The sequence below is a fragment of the Vibrio sp. qd031 genome (genome assembly GCF_002100145.1).
Lineage (GTDB): Bacteria > Pseudomonadota > Gammaproteobacteria > Enterobacterales > Vibrionaceae > Vibrio.
Genome location: NZ_JXQD01000003.1, coordinates 1 through 17,375 on the forward strand (window position 1 = coordinate 1; position 17,375 = coordinate 17,375).

The following is a 17,375-nucleotide window of genomic DNA, read 5'->3' on the forward strand; positions in this document are numbered from 1 at the left end:
GCTTCACCTATGCGTTAACACTATCCCTTGATACACATCAAAGCTCTGAAAATGTGGGAGCAGAATTCTTGGCGTTTTAATTGACAGTGGGGGTCATATCAACGCCTTGCTAGGCTGTAAATGGACGTGTGCCATGTATGAACGAAGCGAGTTCGGCACGCGTTTACTAACCAGACTTAGGCAATTTATTAGCTACGTTTTAAATACGGTCGTAGTTCTTTTTCCAAATTTTCAACTGCTGCATTTATTTGTTGAGTTAATTTGTTGTCTTCACTTTCTGTACCCCAGACATCAGCTTCAATTGACTTTTTAAACTCTTTATTAGACTTAAAGTCTTCATTATTTTCGGCTTTGTTATGTATAAACGCTTCAATAGAAACTTGAAGGTTCCGAGCGCATTGCCTCATTTCATTAGTTTTATCTCTGCTCGCAGAACCCCATAATGCTTCCCCTTCTAATGATTGCACATCAAAGTTCTGTAAAGCCTCTACAACGGGTTTCCATCTATTGGTATAAATATGGGCAAATGCCTTCGCTTCTATATCTGGAGTTCGTTCAGACATATTGAGTGGATAATCATCTGGGAACTCATGTCCATGGATCCAAGGAGAACGAACGAGTTTCAAGCTATCTCTAAGCTTATATGTGGCCAATACCAAAGCCCTTGCTATCTCAAACTCAGCCTTCCCTTCAAGTTCACGTCTCCAACTCTTTAACCCTTGGTACGCCACAATAGCTGTGGTTATCGCAGCGCCAGCGAGAGCAATATCTTTAATAACTTGAATTATTTCGATGCAATTCAATCTTATAACCTTTTGTAGCTAAGATTTTATTAGTAGGCGGGCTCGTTTTTAGGAAACGTCGAACCGACCAAAATCCTTGTAAATGCATCAATAGTCACACAAAAGCTAAGGTTCAACCACACAAAACTGTTGGAAAAACGAGCCGGCTCGGATTATCAATACACCTTGCCTACAAAACTGAGCCTTTTCTATTGGTAACACATTGATTTTTTGTGTTCCGCTGTGAATTTTCCAACGAAACGAGCTGACTTGTGTACCGCGATTTAGATTGTTTCCATCGTATTTAACACTCATAGCTCGATGAGCTGTACGTAACGTCAGTACTTGGCTGAGCGCAGAGATTGAGGGCTTCATTTCAATCACGGGCATAAGAAAAAGTATCGCTAACAGTGCCAGGGCACTTTAGCGATATAAACGCTGCTGAAAAGGAATGGGGCAAATTCGCGTTGCACAGCCCAAATACGAGCGATTGCGCTATGCTCGACTCGTATGCGAAACATATTTGGCATCCAACTCAGCTACTTCGATGAGATTGATTGAATAATGGTCAGGTTGTATATTGTTGTTAGATGACTGTTCGCCTTGAGTGGCGCGGAAACGGGAATCGGACTTATCAACGGATAGGCTACCCCCCTGTATACCTCCAAGGCTTTCAGTCATCAATCACCGAATACTACTTCAATCTGTCTCTCGTTGGTTACACTCATGAACCGGTTTCAGTAGCAACGCTATAGAGATGCAGCAGTATACCAAGAAGTGGAAACGTAACCTGCTTTAGTTGAACCCAAAGTAACTCTAATGCAGAATCATTTCGGGGTATTAACCTCTTAGCCCTCATGCCCCGCCTCAACCGAGTTAGCAAAAACCGATCAGACTTAATTGAATCAGATCATTCTTTATTGTCTTCCGACATAAGGTCTCTATTAATCAAAAATCTCAGTTCCTATGGTAATCCCCCCCTTTTTTTAACAAAAGGTAAAAACTCAATATGGCCCTGAAACGTTGAATAAAAAAGCGAGCCCTATTAAATAGGGCTCGCTTAAGAATATCTATAGGAGTTTACTGAATGAGTAATCCGCTACCGGCGACTAGCCTACTTGTCTGTCTGATGAAAAATTTGCTCTGTCTCAAGCGAGGTCATGGTGCGAATTTGGCGCCACATGTAGTAGAAAATCCCCATCATCATCAATGTGCTTGGAATGGCGATTACAGGGTAGCTATATAGCGTTAACTTACCCAACTCTTCATTGAAGGCCGCTGTCCCAGCAGGGCTTGTAACGATATAAGTTGCCAAGATGTAGTTCATCACCGATGAAAAGCCAAATGTACTTGCAAACAAGTAGTTTGAGTTCATTAAGCTGCGTTCAAATGCTTGCTTTGTCCCGTTTAATTTAAGTTTCTCTTCGATCAATGCGATGTTCAAGATGGTGTCATTAAAAATAAATCGCTGAACCAGAGGCTTGCTTGTAAACGTTGAGGCAAGAACGGCAACGCCAATAATGCCTGGAATTAATGCTTCTTTAAGCGCTAACCATTTGGTATCGAGTTCGAGCAAGCCGATCCCACCAGTCAGAAGTACACTGACAAAACCCAGTACGGCAATGAAGTTCACTTTTTTGTTGCGAACCAACTCCAAACCACCATAAGCGACAGGAAATGCCAACGCTACGATCAGTGAAAGCACAATGCCTAAGTGCTCTTCCCCGCTCAGTTTCATTAAGATTAAAGAAGGGATCAAAACGTTAAAGATGATTTCAAAAAGTGGATTTGAAGTTTTAGTGGTGTTATCTGTCATGGTTACGTACAGTGAATGCGATACATTAGTTTATTAGTGGGTGATTGTTCCTTGCTTGGTCACGGTTGTAAAGTAAATAAACCGCGCCATCTGTCTCAAACAGTTGCAAGCGTCACGATAAAGGTAAAATTTCACTTTGCTAACAACTCCCCGCGTCCCGATTATTTCTGCTTTGCACTTGTAGCAGTTTGATACAACTCTTACCATTTTATTGACGTACTGCGGACTTTACCTGCAATTGATAGTGATAACGTCTAAGAGTGCACTGACGCTGGTAACCGCTGTTAGAGCGTCACAAAGACGATGTTAATTTTCGACATTGATTCGATACTATAGGAATATTATTGAGACTTAAATCACACTAATAGAGCAAATGGGCTTTCATACATTGTAATTACTTCCTACGACCCCATCTCTTAAATGCACCTATTTTGTCTTAACGCACCTTTTTACGTTACCGTTTTTGAGTCAATATGAAATAGGAGAGCGAATGAGCTTATTCTTACGTGCTGCAGCCCTATCTTTACTAGTGCTAACGCGGGTACCGGCATTTGCCGCGCTACCAAGTGCTCCAAACGCCGACAATGCTCGAACAAACAGTCAAGGTCAGGTATGTGCCACACGATTCAAGCGCAGCTTGAGCGGACTTTATGGTATCCCTAACCACAACGTTACCCCACTTCAACCTTATACCGATTTCGACATGCTTTACAGCAAAGCACATCAGGCCCAAGCTGAGCTCGAAACATTATGCAAAAGTACCGCATTACTCACTTCGTCCAGCGCGTATTTTGCAGGTGCGAAATCCTCAGAACGAGCGAAACAAAAAGTCCAATACGAACTGGATGGTAAAGCCGAACGTATCACCGATCTGGCTAGAGCCACCATTGTCGCTAACGACATCCCTAGTCTGGTTAATGTATTCGAAGTCTTAGAGCGTGAAGCGACCATCGTAAAAGTCAAAAATCGTTTTAAGAAACCAACCGCTTCGGGTTATCGGGATTTGAATGTGCTAGTGCAACTGCCCAAAACTAACATCATTGCTGAAGTACAGCTTCATTTAAAAGAGATCGCAGAGGTTAAAAATGGTCCAGAGCACGATATTTATGAGCAAGTTCAGCGTATAGAGCGCCTAGCGGCGAGTGAAAACAGAAGCTATAACGATATGGAGCTGGCCCAATTAAAACGGTTTCGCAGCATATCCAAAGATCTCTATCAAAATGCGTGGGTACCTTATGTAACCACCAACATTGAAGCCGCCTAAGCGTATACGTATGAGCTAAAATGGCTAAGCGACGGCACTTGGGGCTAGAAGCTTCAGTGACCAATACCAATAAGCAGTAAACAATGAGCAGTAAAAAGGCGCGATGGATCATCATCGCGCCTTTTTCATAGATGTCGTTCAGGTATATGACGTTGACTGATCCACAGAATTAACGAGAGTGACGTCTAATTGGATTCATTCAAACGCAGTTTTTTAGCAAGTGGCTCAATGGCGCCCCCTTGAATAAACACCGAGATCAATACGACAAAAAATACCATATTGACGATGGTCATCGAATGAGGAACCCCGGCTGCTGCGGGTATTAACGCAAAGACTATCGGTGTTGCACCTTTTAAGCCAATCGCAGAAACAAATAGCCTCTTTCTCCAACTGGCGCTTGGGAACAATAAATAGCACAGTTGCACTGCGAGAGGCCTCGCGACAAATACCAACAATAATGCAGGAACCAGCGATGACCAAAACACGCTATATAGCTGCTGCGGAAAAATTTGCAGACCAAGCACAATAAACATCAGAGCTTGAGCAAGCCAAGAAACGCTGTTGAAAAAGTGCTTACTGACCTCACGGCCTCGCTTCACACCGTTGCCGACAACCACGCCAAAGACATACGATGCGAGTAATATGTTACCGCCTAAAAACTCAGCGCCATAGGTCGCTAAGATAAACCCACATAAAACAAATACTGGGATCAGTCCGTACTCTTCCAGTTTAATATGGTTAAGCAGCCACACGCTAAGCCAACCCACGCCACCCGCAATAAGCAGCGCAACAGATATTTGCACGACTAGATCGATGCCAATATCCATAGCGGACATACTGGTACCACTTGTTAGCGCCATTTGAGTGAGTAGCACCACCAATATCAATGCTACCGGGTCATTGGTAGCGGATTCAAACTCCAAAATAGTATCGGTTTGCTCTTTGAGTTTTAATTTTTTGGATTGCAATATGGAAAACACCGCAGCGGCGTCCGTCGACGAAACAATGGCGGCAAAGAGCAAACAATATAGCAATGGATAACCCATAAGCGCGGACACTAACACCGCTAAAATACCAGTGGTGAGGAGTACTCCCAGCGTCGACAACACCCCACCTTCTTTGAACGCGACGCGGACGTTACTCATAGGCGTATTAAGTCCACCAACAAAAACAATAATGTTAAGCGCTATACTGCCCACTAACGATGTCAGGGCAAGGTCGTCATAGACGAAATTAAACTCACCATTACCAATTGATAAACCCACCCCCATAAAAATAAGCAACGATGGGATGCCCAACGTACGCGATGGATGATGCAGCAAAATACCGACACCGACTAGCGCGGCAATTCCTATCAGTACCAATTGGTATGACATCTAATCTCCTTTATTTCGTGTAGTTCTAACTGACACCGTTAATTGTACATCCTCCGCCGACGCAGAGGATGAAATTCGTGTCAATTCTTTCTGTTTCAATAGCCTATGAGGCAGTTTTCGCGGACATTAGACTCTAAAGTTGAAGCTCCATCTTATAGTCGTCCATAACATAGCCAGCACCAATGTCAGCGACAATCTCTTCAATCACCCTAAAGCCAATGCGCTTGTAAGCCGCGATGGAGTGTTCGTTGTATTTATTCACGGTGAGGAAAATGGTGTCTAGCTGATGAGAGTGAGCTAATTGCTTAATGAAATCCACCGCGCGTCCACCAATTCCGGCCCCCCGCTGACTAGACAACACATAAATTTTACTCAAGAACAATTGGTTAGCTTGTAGCTTAATGCCTATATAGCCTACGGCTTGCTCGTTGAGCTTAATGAGATAGTAATGGTTATTGTCGTCTTGTATTTCTTGTTGAACGGTTGCCTGAGAGTGAATGTTAGCCAGCATATAACTGACTTGCTCAGCACCAATGATGGGGGTGTAGTGCTCGGTCCAGATGATATTAGCCAGTTCGACAACAGTGTCGACTTGACTTGGCTCCGAGACTCTTTCGAAAATAATGTCCATATTCCCTCTTGAAACACTACCCATAGAGACACTGTTGAGAGATATCTTAAGAGATAGCGTTATTTATCTAACGATTGAGTCCTTAGAATAATCGATTTTATCGTATTCGGCACTAACCTCTAAACAGGTGGTGAATCTAAACACTTCTAGCGCCTATTTTTAAACAAAAAAAGCGTCCGAAGACGCTATAAACTTGGGCAGTTTTGTAAAAAGTGCCACGCATGGACGTAGCACAAAAAACCGTTATACCTGCTCTGTCGCTTTAAGCTTCAGACGCATGGCGTGTAATACAGGTTCGGTGTAACCACTTGGTTGCGCACATCCTTCAAACACAAGTTCACAGGCTGCGCTAAACGCAATACTTTGCTCAAAGTTAGGCGACATCGCTCGATAGTTGGGATCCCCAGCGTTTTGCCCATCCACCACTTTGGCCATACGTTGCATGCTGGCCATCACCTGCTCTTTGCTGCAGATCCCGTGATGGATCCAATTTGCTAAATGCTGACTAGATATACGCAATGTGGCTCTGTCTTCCATTAAGCCTACATCATTGATGTCGGGCACTTTAGAACATCCCACACCCTGATCAATCCAACGTACTACGTACCCCAAAATCCCTTGAGCGTTATTATCGAGCTCATTTTGGATCTCGCTGTCGGTGAGTGTTTGGTCCCCTAGCAGAGGTATCGTTAGGATGTCATCGACATTGGCACGAACTCTTTGGCTCAGCTCTTTTTGGCGACTTGGTACGCTCACTTGGTGGTAATGCAATGCATGCAGCGTCGCGGCCGTCGGCGAAGGTACCCATGCCGTATTTGCACCCGCTTGAGGGTGGGCAATTTTAGCTTGCATCATCTTGGCCATATTGTCGGGCTCTGGCCACATACCTTTACCAATTTGCGCTTTGCCTTGAAGGCCACACTCAAGCCCCAAATCCACGTTCTGGTCTTCATAAGCTCCGATCCAAGTCATGGTTTTCAGTTGTGCTTTTGGCGCGAACGGGCCTGCCTCCATACTGGTATGAATTTCATCACCAGTTCTGTCTAAAAATCCGGTATTGATGAAGACAACTCGCTCTTTGGCTGCGCGAATACACTCTTTTAAATTGACCGATGTACGGCGCTCTTCATCCATGATCCCCACTTTGATGGTGTTACGAGGAAGACCTAACGCATCTTCCACTCGGCAAAACAGCTCAGTAGTAAAGGCAACCTCTTCTGGACCGTGCATTTTGGGTTTTACAATATTGATGCTCGCGGCCGTCGAGTTCTGGTACGGACTATTGCCCTTCAAATCATGCATAGCAATTAAAGAAGTGATCATTGCATCCATTATCCCCTCAGGGACTTCATCGCCGTTACCGTCTACTATTGCAGGGTTCGTCATTAGATGCCCTACATTACGAATAAACAGCATACTGCGACCTTTCAAAGCGAGTTCACCGCCTTGAACGCTGGTGTATTGCCTGTCTGGATTGAGTGAACGGGTTAGCGTTTTGCCGTTCTTCTCAAGACGCTCTTGCAGATCCCCTTTCATTAAGCCCAGCCAGTTTTTATAGGCTAATGCTTTATCTTCGCCATCTACTGCAGCGACCGAATCTTCACAATCCATAATGGTGGTAAGCGCCGCTTCCATTAGCACATCTTTGATCCCCGCGCGGTCTACTCGGCCTATTGGAGTATTAGGGTCAATCTGAATTTCGATGTGTAAATTATTGTGCTTAAGCAATATAGCGCTAGGAGAGTCTGGCTCGCCCTGATAGCCCACAAATTGCTCACTATCTATCAATACGACTTCTTCATCATTTTCTAATGTCGCCGTAAGAGCACGCCCAGCCTTAACGCCGCCAATGCTGTATCCCACAACGTCTTTGTGTGAAGCCCCGTTAAGTGGCGCCGCTTCATCAAGAAAAGCTCTTGCGTAGGCAACGACTTTTTCGCCGCGTACGGGGTTAAAGACTGAGCCTTTCTCAGCGCCTTGCTCTTCGCTGATGACGTCTGTGCCATACAGCGCATCGTAAAGGCTACCCCAACGCGCGTTTGCTGCATTAAGAGCAAATCGAGCATTCATTATAGGAACCACAAGCTGCGGACCCGCTTGAGTCGCAATTTCAGGCTCTACTTGCTTCGTCGAGACTGAAAAACCCTCTCCTTCAGGAACCAAATACCCAATATCCGTAAGAAACTGCTTGTAAGCGTTAGCATCAAACGCATTGCCTTTATGGCCCTTATGGCCCTTATGCCACTCATCAATTTGCTGTTGCAGCTGATCTCGCTTGTTTAGAAGTGCACGGTTTTTGGGCGCAAGGTCGGATAATATTGACTCGAAGGATTGCCAAAACTCGTCGGCATTAATGCCCGTTCCAGGAATTGCGTGTTGATTAACTAAGTCAAAGAGGGTGCTATCGATGCTCAAGCTTCCCTGTTGAATTCGATTGCTCATAGAATCTCTCTTTTATAATCAAAGACTGTTCTAAAACTGTACAAAAGGCACCAAAATTAATCCAATTTATGCAGGTTATATTCGTCATTCATAAAATAAATAGCCAGCAATTGGTTACATTTCAACCACTCCGCTTTCAATTTCATTGGCCACAGTTTTAATTAATTGCCGCATCCATTGGTGATCGGGGTTACTTTGCAGCAGCGGACTCCAAGCCATCTTCACTTCGAAGGGTTCGATGGCAAAAGGCGCAGGTTTGATCAACAGCTTGGGATTGTTTCGCTGTGATTGAGCGGCTTTACTAGGGATGGTCAAGATAAGATTCGGCTGCTGGGCAAACAATACGGCTGATAAATAGTGACGGGTAAACACCGTGATGTTTCGAGTTTTGCCAATGCGCATAAGTGCCTCATCAATCCAGCCCAGTTTTTGAACCTCACTCGGGTTGACCCCAACTCCTGTCCCCATACCTGTTTTGCTTACCCAGATATGCTGCGCTTTTAAATAAGACCTAAGGTCAAATTGCTCGGCAATCGGGTTGTCTTTACTAAATAGACACGAGAAGCCGTCATGCCATAAGCTGACTTGGTGGAATGACATAGGAATATCGTCAAAACGGTTAATAATGATGTCGACTGTGCCCTGCTCAACATCCTGATAGCTCACATCACTGGGGGTCATGATGTCGAGGCGGATCTTGGGAGCGACCTGACTTAAACGCTGCAATAAAGGCTGGATCAAGGTCGACTCAGCGTAGTCACTGGCCATGATCCGGAACACTCTGGTGCTGTTTTCTGCATCAAATTCGTGGGTAGGTTGCAGCGCTTTTTCAACATTTGCCAGCACATTTCGGATCACTGGCTGCAGCTTCAAAGCGCGCTCTGTTGGCATCATTCCTTCGCTGGTTCTTACTAACAATGGGTCTTCAAATAGATCCCTTAACCGTTTGAGTCCATTACTCATTGCCGGCTGAGTGATCCCCAAATGGTTGGCCGCTTGGGTGACATTTCGCATTCTTAGCAAGGTGTCTAAATACACAAGAAGATTAAGGTCAATACGACTAATATTCATATGAAAAATACCGAGTATAAAAACTATAAATTTAATAAATTATCACATAGCTGCTTATACTTTGTCCAAGGTTAGATGTTTCTACGAAGAGAGAACACTCACCGCCAGCTTACAGGAATAGTAAGCAGGAACGCCCAAGAAACTTATAAGAAAGTACCCTACAAAACTAAAGGACGAGTCTATGTCGCAAATCAATCAAGATATCGAAATGATCGAAGTAGCCAAGCGCGCCGCTGGTACCCCTTGGGACGCAATCAACCCCGAATCTGCTGCTCGAATGCGTGCACAAAACAAATTCAAGACTGGTTTGGATATTGCGCAATACACTGCAGACATTATGCGTGCAGATATGGACGCTTTTGACAAAGATAAGACTCAGTACACCCAATCTTTGGGCTGTTGGCACGGTTTTATCGGCCAACAAAAGCTGATTTCGATTAAAAAGCACTTTGGCGGTAAAACTGACCGTCGTTACCTATACCTTTCTGGTTGGATGGTTGCAGCGCTTCGCTCAGATTTTGGTCCTCTTCCCGACCAGTCTATGCACGAGAAAACCTCTGTTGCAGGCTTGGTTGAAGAGCTATATACCTTTTTGCGCCAAGCGGATGCTCGCGAACTCGGTGGCTTGTTCCGTGCTCTTGATGCGGCTCGCGAAGCCGGTGACGTCACTCTGCAAGACTCCATTCAAGATCAGATCGACAATCATGTGACCCATGTTGTGCCAATTATTGCCGATATCGATGCTGGATTTGGTAACGCAGAAGCGACTTACCTCATGGCTAAGCAAATGATTGAAGCCGGTGCTTGCTGTCTACAAATCGAAAACCAAGTAGCAGACGAAAAACAGTGTGGGCACCAAGATGGTAAAGTGACAGTCCCTCACGCCGATTTCCACGCCAAACTTCGCGCACTTCGTTACGCCTTCTTAGAACTGGGCATCGACAACGGTATTATCGTTGCGCGTACCGACTCGCAAGGCGCAGGCTTGACCAAAGAAATCGCGGTGGTTAAAGAGCCAGGCGATCAGGGTGACGTATACAACTCTTACCTAGACGTTGAAGAGATTGACGTAGCGGATATGGCGGAAGGCGACGTATGCTTTAACCGTGACGGTAAACTGGTTCGTCCTAAGCGCCTACCATCAGGCTTGTACCAGTTCCGTGAAGGCACAGGCGAAGATCGCTGTGTATTTGACTGTATTGAAGCCATCAATGCTGGCGCAGACCTTTTGTGGATTGAAACCGAAAAACCGCACATTGGCCAGATTAAAGAGATGATGGACGGCGTACGTGAAGTTCACCCAGATGCGAAGCTGGTGTACAACAACTCACCTTCATTTAACTGGACCTTAAACTTCCGTCAGCAAACCTATGATGCAATGGTTGAAGCAGGCGAAGACGTATCAACGTACGACCGCGACAATCTAATGAGCGCAGAGTACGACGAAACTGAACTGTCTACACGTGCCGATGACCGAATCCGCACCTTCCAAGCCGACGCATCACGAGAAGCGAATATTTTCCACCACTTGATCACGCTACCGACTTACCACACGGCGGCGCTGTCTACCGACAACCTAGCCAAAGAGTATTTCGGCGACCAAGGCATGTTGGGTTATGTTGCAAACGTTCAGCGTAAAGAGATCCGCCAAGGCATCGCCTGTGTGAAACACCAAAATATGTCAGGCTCTGACATTGGTGATGATCACAAAGAGTACTTTGCCGGTGAGAACGCGCTTAAAGCCGCTGGCGAGAAAAACACCTCGAACCAGTTCTAATACTAATCATCGGATAATAAAAAGCGGCAGAGATGTCGCTTTTTTATCCTCCAACCTTTTGTACGATGAGCCTACTCATTGTTCTAATATGAAAAACGCTGAGAACGATCCTTCACTTCCTGTTTGTAGAGGCCTCTTATGACCACTCTTCCGATGTACTTACAAGATGCAAAACACCTTCTCACCGAGCACGGCTTCACCACCTCTGACGTGTGGTACCACGGTACTTCATCTGCATTAGTGCCTTCCATAGTGCAATCGGGGTTAAAGCGCTCTGGTGACAAGGCGTTAACCGACGCGGCCCAAAAAACAATGGCGACCATAGGCAACACCTTTACACCCACCCAAGAGCCCGTATTTCTTACCCAAAGCAAAGAGTTAGCGTATTACTGGGCGACACAGACAGTGCGCGATCGCAGCGTTCGCTTTGAAGGCAGCGAAGAGCCCGTTGTATTTGAGGTGACCCTCCCAGCAGAATCTCTTGCGAAAGTTAAGCCAGATGTCGGTGCGATGAGTCTATTAATGATGGACAGTGGCGAGCACTTTATGGCGCATCTAGCGGGCATTTACCAGCAGTGCAATTACCCTACTCCCGACATCGACCTAAGAAGCGCCGATAGAATGGAGTACCTAAACAAGTTAGGTATGGCGTACATCGACCAAGACATTGCTCCACAATTTGTCACCCTGTTGCAAGAAAATGTGAGCGAACAGGCTTAATTAACAGCTTGTGTGGCCGTTGGTGCTTCAGTAGTGATTGGCGTAGCAGAAAACTGCTGTAATTTAAGCCACGCATAGCCACCCGCCAAAACATTCGCTGTTGCCGCGCAGATGACTGTATTTACAACATCGCCGGTGGAGGTGCCAACCCATATCGCCGGTACATACAGCGCAAATAATCTCACCACAGACACCAGCAGCGCGCGTTTGGGCTTACCCAGTGCATTAAACGACGACACCACCAGCATACATAACCCTAATGGTCCGTAGCTAAATGGGATCACCCACAATACAGTGCTAAACCAACCCTGTATTGTGGGGTCATTGTTTATTAATGGAATGAGCAGTGACGAGCCAAAGCCCACAATTACTGCGGCTGAAAAATGAAACAGCAATAAGAACTTGCTTGTCGTGGCGAGCATTTCGTTAATTTTACTGTGCTCTCTTTGCCCTAAATAGCGCCCAATGATCGGTGGCACCGCCATGGTTAACGCCAAGGTGAACACCAACAAAAAGCCCTCAATACGAGCGAGTAAGCTCCAAAATGCAATCGCGTCAGTCCCCAAACTGGAAACAAACACCATGCACAAAAATGCGCTGACTGACGGTAAGGACTGATTCATCGTGGTGGTCACGGTTAATGCAGCCAGTTGTTTGGCGTGATGTATCGCCTTGAGTGCTCGGCCAATTGGGCTGAACCAATGCTTTTTCCCAGAACTTAGCAGCATATACAAAGTACACGACAAGTAGCCTATGCTAGTGGCTAAAGCGGCCCCTATGATCCCCAAATCCAATCCAAAGATCAGAATCGGATCCAATACCAGGTTCATCAAACTGGCGTACAGAAACATTTTTCCTGTGGACTTAGAATCTTCATTGGCCCGAAACACACAAGACACCAGATACAGCGCCGCCACAGAGGTTGCGCTAAACAACCAAAACGGCCAATAGCGGTTAAAAATAGTTTGCAGAACGACATAGTGCTCGGGAGACGCTTCTCCAGAAAGAAATGCATCCAACAAAGGCGCTTTGAAGAGGTACAAAATCACACTCAGCAGCGCAATAAATATCGTCCCTCCCAACACAGAAATCGTTGCGATGTTACTGGCTCTAACAGAGTCTTTCGCTCCACTCGCCTGAGAAATGAGCGATGTAGCCGCCACCCCCAGCCCCACTTGGACGCCAATAAACGCAGCTTGGAACGGCAAGGTAATACCATGGATCGCCAATTCATCCACACCAAGCCGACCAATAAAGATTGAGTCCACCAACTGCACCATCATCGTGGCAAATAGCCCAACGGTTAATGGCAAGGTTCGTTGGATAACCAGTCGTAGTGAGGGAGAAATAACAGGCATTAAGGCAGACCTTATAGGGTATGAATGAGCAAGCGATAACTTGACAGGCTGAGAGTATAACGAGATTGACGCTTTTGATAATTAGGCGCGTGGTTGAATCAGTTTTTAGTTTTGCTAGGTAATTAGTATTTTGATTGCTTTCTAAGGAGCTTACCGAAGTGAAACTAATCGACCGACTAAGTCTTTACCAACCCCTATGTTTTCAGGCACAACCGTTAGGCGCATTTGATTTATAGCAGTCTTGGTATGGTTTATTCAACCGGCCTAAACTCTATAAGGGCGAACGCTAAAACAACAGCAAACTATGTGGCTCATTCAGGATATTTTTCATGAAATACTTTTTTTAACGCTAGCTGCTTTTTCCTAAATGGTCAGCAAGAAATTTCGAGAGCCCCCTTATCTTATTATTATGTTGTACATCCCGGTGGCAGGCCAAATAAACAGGTAAGGATGGGATGACCAAGCCACAATCTATAGGCTTGAGACTTGTTTTCTCGGCGACATCTCGGTGAGTAAAAACAATACCTCCCCCATGACTCGCCAACTCAACGAGAAGAGGCATATTGTCTGTACGAAAGGAAAGCTGGTCATTTTTTATATCCCATCCCAAGGCCGCTGCGCCTTCTTCAAGCTGCTTGTCACGATCGTACCCCAGTATCCTATGGTTTGAAAACTCTTCTGGCGTCATTGGTTTACCCGATTTCTCCAGATATGCGTCACTCGCATAAGCACCAAGCTCAATATCAAATAGATGCTTAATAACAAGATCTTGCTGCTTTGGCCTATGCATTCTTATCGCAATGTCTGCGTCGCGTTTATCAAGACTGGTAATCTGGTTGGTGACCACAATTTGCACTTGCAGGTTTGGGTGTGAGTCTAAGAATTTGGGTAATATTTCAGGGATGTAGTATTGAGCGATCATCTCATTTACCGACAACCTTACGATACCAGACAAAGAAATGTCCTGCCCCTGAATTAACCTTTGGATCCTGTTTGCTGAAGCAGCCATTTTTTGGCTTTCTTCCAATAACGTTTGCCCAAAGCTCGTTAATACAAGACCACGTGTACTTCTGTCGAACAAGGTGCGTCCAACCTGGCTTTCTAATTGGTAGAGTTGTCTACTCAATGTTGGCTGAGAAGTATTGAGCGTAGCTGCTGCTTTGGTCAGACTTCCGCTCTCGGCTACTGCCAAGAACACATTCCAAGAACGCCAGTCAATATTCATATTTGTATACCCACCTTGCATTTAAACCCATTCTTTATAACAAATGTGGATATTAAAATCACTGTAATTATTGTTAGACAAACACTTAGAACCAATCACAAACCTACGGAGACTGTTCAATGGAACATAATACTAGTGCTATGATCTTTTCACATGGCGACCCCCTTTCCCTAAAAATGGTTACCACTGGTATACCATTACTTGGACCGAAGGAAGTTCGAGTTAAAGTTATTGTCGCAGGTGTAGGTTGGGCCGATGTTATGGCACGAAGAGGAGGCTATCCTCTAACTCCCAAACTCCCATTCGTACCTGGATACGAATTTGCAGGGATCGTAGATGCTGTGGGTGATGAGGTATCTGAGTTTAACATTGGCGACAATGTTGTTGGATTGAACCCAAAGTACGGTTGTTATACGCAATACTTGTGCATAACAAGTGAACTGCTCGTTAAGTATCCAAAACACTTAAATCCCGCTAAGGTTTGCGCCTTATCCTTAAACTATTTAACCGCTCATTGCATGCTATTTACTAAGGCTAATGTTCAGCCCAAACAAACAATACTAGTCCATTCAGCGGCAGGTGGTGTTGGTTCTGCACTGGCTCAACTCGCACACTATTTTGGCATAAAGGTATTTGGCACCGCATCTTCAACCAAACAACACATCGTTAAACAACTGGGAGCACATCCTGTCGATTATAGCCGCACAGATTTCGTTCAGGAAATCCTGTCTTACTGCCCTAAAGGGGTTGATGCTGCCTTTGACCCAGTTGGAGGTGCGCATCTAAATCGTACGATGCGGACGGTTAAAAAAGGTGGCATTACCGTCAGCTACGGTTTTTCTGGTGGTGGTTTTGGGGGTTTATTCAACATGCTCGCAGGAGTCATTCAGCTCACTTTTCTAAATTTCCTCCCCAACGGAAAGTCAATTGACTTTTGCGCACTACCGTCTGAGGCCAATAAAAATAGACAATGGTATCGTGACACTCTTACGTCCCTAATTGACATGTTAGACAAGGCCGAAATTGACCCTATTATCTCTAGCATTGTCCCACTGGCTCAAGCACACAAAGCGCATCAAGAACTGGAAAGTGGCAACAGCATTGGAAAAGTTTTGGTTCAGTGCAATGAGAGTCCAGAACAAATGACATCTGTTTAAGCTAAAGTGTCTGAGCAAACAGGAGGTAACGCTTGGGAGCAGGTGTTTACCCATGTCGTGATCTCCGCGTTTGAAAAACTAGCAATTAAAGCCGCCAGTAAGACGTGGATATACCCATTGAAAACTGAGGTAAGGCATAATTTGTTGAGCATCGAGTTCGAGAAACGTCTGGAAAAGCACAATAATTAACTGGCCAGTACACGGCGTCAGTCGCAACGTCAAATCAAACCCTATGCGGAAATGCTTACCTTATTGCGACCATTTTTTTTCGATTGATAAAGCGCTTTATCTGCTTTCTCAACAGATTCCTTCCAATTGCCTGTTGGAGATAACAAAGCAATACCAAAACTAGCGGTAAGTTGTAACGTTGGCTGAGTGTCGAGTGAAATCTCGGAGATAGACTGCCGTAACTGATTGGTCCAGTCTTCTGCGTCAGTGAGGTAATAACTGGGCAACAGGATCATAATCTCATCTCCTCCTAATCGAAAAGCAACCGCTGAATCCGTTAGTTTATCTTGAATGTTGTTTGCTACCGCTTGAATCACATCATCACCAACTAGATGTCCGTGTTGGTCATTAATCGCTTTAAAATTATCGACATCAGACATTACGATACTCACTGGAGTATTTTGAACTTTCTGTTGAAATTGGGGAATGGCGTCATTTAATGCTCTACGATTTTTCAGTTTTGTAAGAGGGTCTTGATGCAATAGATGCTCATTTATCCGTAGTAATCTAGCGTTAATCATCCAGAGCATTGAAAAACTCATCGAGACAATTAGGACAATGCTAAAAAGGAAGGTCAGTTGGTGAACTTGACTCGCTTGCATAAAGTCTGTTATTTCAACCTCAGATATTGACATCACTATTCTAAGTACCATAAAGGCACCATATGCAATAAAGGGAATTGCCATCATTTTCGTTGCCAAAGGTAAATCTTCATTTGCCCCTTTAACGGCAACAATCGCGGTACTTAGAGTCACGAAAACCATAAATAAACTAATGACTACAATCCGACTTCGTATCGAAGGCTCGTAATAGGTAAAATAGATAAAGCTAACAAGTACAACTATTAACAACACACTACTAAACTGAGAAAGCTTACTCGAATACCCTCGAAATACAGACAGGCTATACAACGTAAGATGAAACCCTAATGCTATGAGCGTATTGCTCCCAACGATACTAAGGTAATTAGGTATAATATCTCTCAAACTCAATAAAAGAGGGCCACTACCAATAATTAGGATTGACAATGAAAAGAGTGAAAGCCCTTCTATCGGTTTTTGAGTCACTTGAAAAAGTAGTAACCCAATACAGTAGATAAATGAAAATAAAATCACTATAAAATTTAGTGTTCTAATGTCTAACTGTAACCAAACGTTTTCCATGCCTTTTCTCAGCCATTGTGTTTATATACCTGTTTACTATACCAAATATTTTATACGATGTAGTACGGTAAATTTGGATATTTAAATGGCGTTGAGTTGTTGATAGCGATAGGACGTATCTATGGACACGCTCATGATCTTGCACGCTTTAGATACATTTTCCAGCTCCTCAGCAAGATTAAGAAGATCGGCTTTGTGTTTGATGATTAAATTGCTCGTATGAAGTATGAGAGTTACCTCCATTGCCTTTGATTACCTATTCAGCATCTTTAGCCAAAGTCGGTAACTCTCTTCATTTCAAATCAAAGTGCCGGTTCTGTCTGCACTAATACCACAAAGCCTCTATTGGAACTTATTTTAGACTC

13 protein-coding genes and 1 pseudogene are annotated in these 17,375 nt (G+C 44.6%); 4 read left to right on the forward strand and 10 right to left on the reverse strand.

Going from position 1 to position 17,375, the window contains the following annotated elements; genetic code table 11:
- Positions 1 to 188: 188 nt before the first annotated feature.
- Both ST37_RS02425 and ST37_RS02435 read right to left on the reverse strand, forming a co-directional pair.
- Positions 189 to 803: a hypothetical protein gene (locus ST37_RS02425; RefSeq protein WP_084883491.1), complete on the reverse strand. Its 615-nt coding sequence runs from the start codon at positions 801 to 803 to the stop codon at positions 189 to 191.
- A gap of 1,093 nt (positions 804 to 1,896) precedes the next feature.
- On the reverse strand, positions 1,897 to 2,598 hold the full coding sequence (locus ST37_RS02435) for a VC0807 family protein (RefSeq protein ID WP_084883496.1): 702 nt from the start codon (positions 2,596 to 2,598) through the stop codon (positions 1,897 to 1,899).
- A gap of 490 nt (positions 2,599 to 3,088) precedes the next feature.
- On the opposite strand from ST37_RS02435, the gene ST37_RS02440 reads away from it, so the two are divergent.
- Positions 3,089 to 3,862 carry a RelA/SpoT domain-containing protein gene (locus ST37_RS02440; RefSeq protein ID WP_084883499.1) on the forward strand — a complete coding sequence of 258 codons (774 nt, stop codon included), beginning with the start codon at positions 3,089 to 3,091 and terminating at the stop codon, positions 3,860 to 3,862.
- Between the two features lie 185 nt (positions 3,863 to 4,047).
- On the opposite strand, the gene ST37_RS02445 is transcribed toward ST37_RS02440, so the two are convergent.
- The 4 genes from ST37_RS02445 to ST37_RS02460 form a co-directional block, all read right to left on the reverse strand.
- Positions 4,048 to 5,238: a potassium/proton antiporter gene (locus ST37_RS02445; RefSeq protein WP_084883501.1), complete on the reverse strand. Its 1,191-nt coding sequence runs from the start codon at positions 5,236 to 5,238 to the stop codon at positions 4,048 to 4,050.
- Between the two features lie 133 nt (positions 5,239 to 5,371).
- Complete coding sequence (locus tag ST37_RS02450; protein WP_084883504.1) at positions 5,372 to 5,869, reverse strand: GNAT family N-acetyltransferase; 498 nt, start codon at positions 5,867 to 5,869, stop codon at positions 5,372 to 5,374.
- Between the two features lie 243 nt (positions 5,870 to 6,112).
- Positions 6,113 to 8,311 (reverse strand): malate synthase G, encoded by a 2,199-nt coding sequence (locus tag ST37_RS02455; protein WP_084883506.1) that lies wholly within the window; start codon positions 8,309 to 8,311, stop codon positions 6,113 to 6,115.
- 114 nt (positions 8,312 to 8,425) lie between these two features.
- Positions 8,426 to 9,382 (reverse strand): LysR family transcriptional regulator, encoded by a 957-nt coding sequence (locus ST37_RS02460; protein WP_084883509.1) that lies wholly within the window; start codon positions 9,380 to 9,382, stop codon positions 8,426 to 8,428.
- Positions 9,383 to 9,563: 181 nt separating this feature from the next.
- Between ST37_RS02460 and ST37_RS02465 the strand changes: the two genes are divergently transcribed.
- On the forward strand, positions 9,564 to 11,159 hold the full coding sequence (locus ST37_RS02465) for an isocitrate lyase (protein ID WP_084883511.1): 1,596 nt from the start codon (positions 9,564 to 9,566) through the stop codon (positions 11,157 to 11,159).
- A gap of 138 nt (positions 11,160 to 11,297) precedes the next feature.
- Positions 11,298 to 11,879, forward strand: coding sequence for a hypothetical protein (locus ST37_RS02470; protein ID WP_084883514.1), 582 nt, complete (start codon positions 11,298 to 11,300; stop codon positions 11,877 to 11,879).
- Here the strand turns inward: ST37_RS02470 and ST37_RS02475 are convergent.
- Entirely contained in the window at positions 11,876 to 13,237 is a 1,362-nt protein-coding gene (locus ST37_RS02475; protein WP_084883516.1) for an MATE family efflux transporter, read from the reverse strand. The two genes, ST37_RS02470 and ST37_RS02475, sit on opposite strands and share 4 nt — an antisense overlap.
- Before the next feature lie 349 nt (positions 13,238 to 13,586).
- Positions 13,587 to 14,462, reverse strand: a complete 876-nt coding sequence (locus ST37_RS02480) for a LysR family transcriptional regulator (RefSeq protein WP_242426196.1) — start codon at positions 14,460 to 14,462, stop codon at positions 13,587 to 13,589.
- A 119-nt stretch (positions 14,463 to 14,581) separates the two neighbouring features.
- On the opposite strand from ST37_RS02480, the gene ST37_RS02485 reads away from it, so the two are divergent.
- Positions 14,582 to 15,619, forward strand: coding sequence for a zinc-binding dehydrogenase (locus ST37_RS02485; protein WP_084883520.1), 1,038 nt, complete (start codon positions 14,582 to 14,584; stop codon positions 15,617 to 15,619).
- Positions 15,620 to 15,849: 230 nt separating this feature from the next.
- Here the strand turns inward: ST37_RS02485 and ST37_RS02495 are convergent, their stop codons facing one another.
- Together ST37_RS02495 and ST37_RS19680 are read right to left on the reverse strand one after the other, a co-directional pair.
- Positions 15,850 to 17,010: a GGDEF domain-containing protein gene (locus ST37_RS02495; RefSeq protein ID WP_084883524.1), complete on the reverse strand. Its 1,161-nt coding sequence runs from the start codon at positions 17,008 to 17,010 to the stop codon at positions 15,850 to 15,852.
- A 93-nt stretch (positions 17,011 to 17,103) separates the two neighbouring features.
- Positions 17,104 to 17,238 (reverse strand): annotated as a pseudogene (locus tag ST37_RS19680) (helix-turn-helix domain-containing protein); the annotation flags it as partial.
- Positions 17,239 to 17,375 lie beyond the last annotated feature (137 nt).

Coding starts and splice junctions, on each gene's coding strand:
- ST37_RS02435 (WP_084883496.1), bottom strand. CDS start 2,598: ATGACAGATAACACCACTAAAACTTCAAATCCACTTTTTGAAATCATC.
- ST37_RS02440 (WP_084883499.1), top strand. CDS start 3,089: ATGAGCTTATTCTTACGTGCTGCAGCCCTATCTTTACTAGTGCTAACG.
- ST37_RS02445 (WP_084883501.1), bottom strand. CDS start 5,238: ATGTCATACCAATTGGTACTGATAGGAATTGCCGCGCTAGTCGGTGTC.
- ST37_RS02450 (WP_084883504.1), bottom strand. CDS start 5,869: ATGGACATTATTTTCGAAAGAGTCTCGGAGCCAAGTCAAGTCGACACT.
- ST37_RS02455 (WP_084883506.1), bottom strand. CDS start 8,311: ATGAGCAATCGAATTCAACAGGGAAGCTTGAGCATCGATAGCACCCTC.
- ST37_RS02460 (WP_084883509.1), bottom strand. CDS start 9,382: ATGAATATTAGTCGTATTGACCTTAATCTTCTTGTGTATTTAGACACC.
- ST37_RS02465 (WP_084883511.1), top strand. CDS start 9,564: ATGTCGCAAATCAATCAAGATATCGAAATGATCGAAGTAGCCAAGCGC.
- ST37_RS02470 (WP_084883514.1), top strand. CDS start 11,298: ATGACCACTCTTCCGATGTACTTACAAGATGCAAAACACCTTCTCACC.
- ST37_RS02475 (WP_084883516.1), bottom strand. CDS start 13,237: ATGCCTGTTATTTCTCCCTCACTACGACTGGTTATCCAACGAACCTTG.
- ST37_RS02480 (WP_242426196.1), bottom strand. CDS start 14,462: ATGAATATTGACTGGCGTTCTTGGAATGTGTTCTTGGCAGTAGCCGAG.
- ST37_RS02485 (WP_084883520.1), top strand. CDS start 14,582: ATGGAACATAATACTAGTGCTATGATCTTTTCACATGGCGACCCCCTT.
- ST37_RS02495 (WP_084883524.1), bottom strand. CDS start 17,010: ATGGAAAACGTTTGGTTACAGTTAGACATTAGAACACTAAATTTTATA.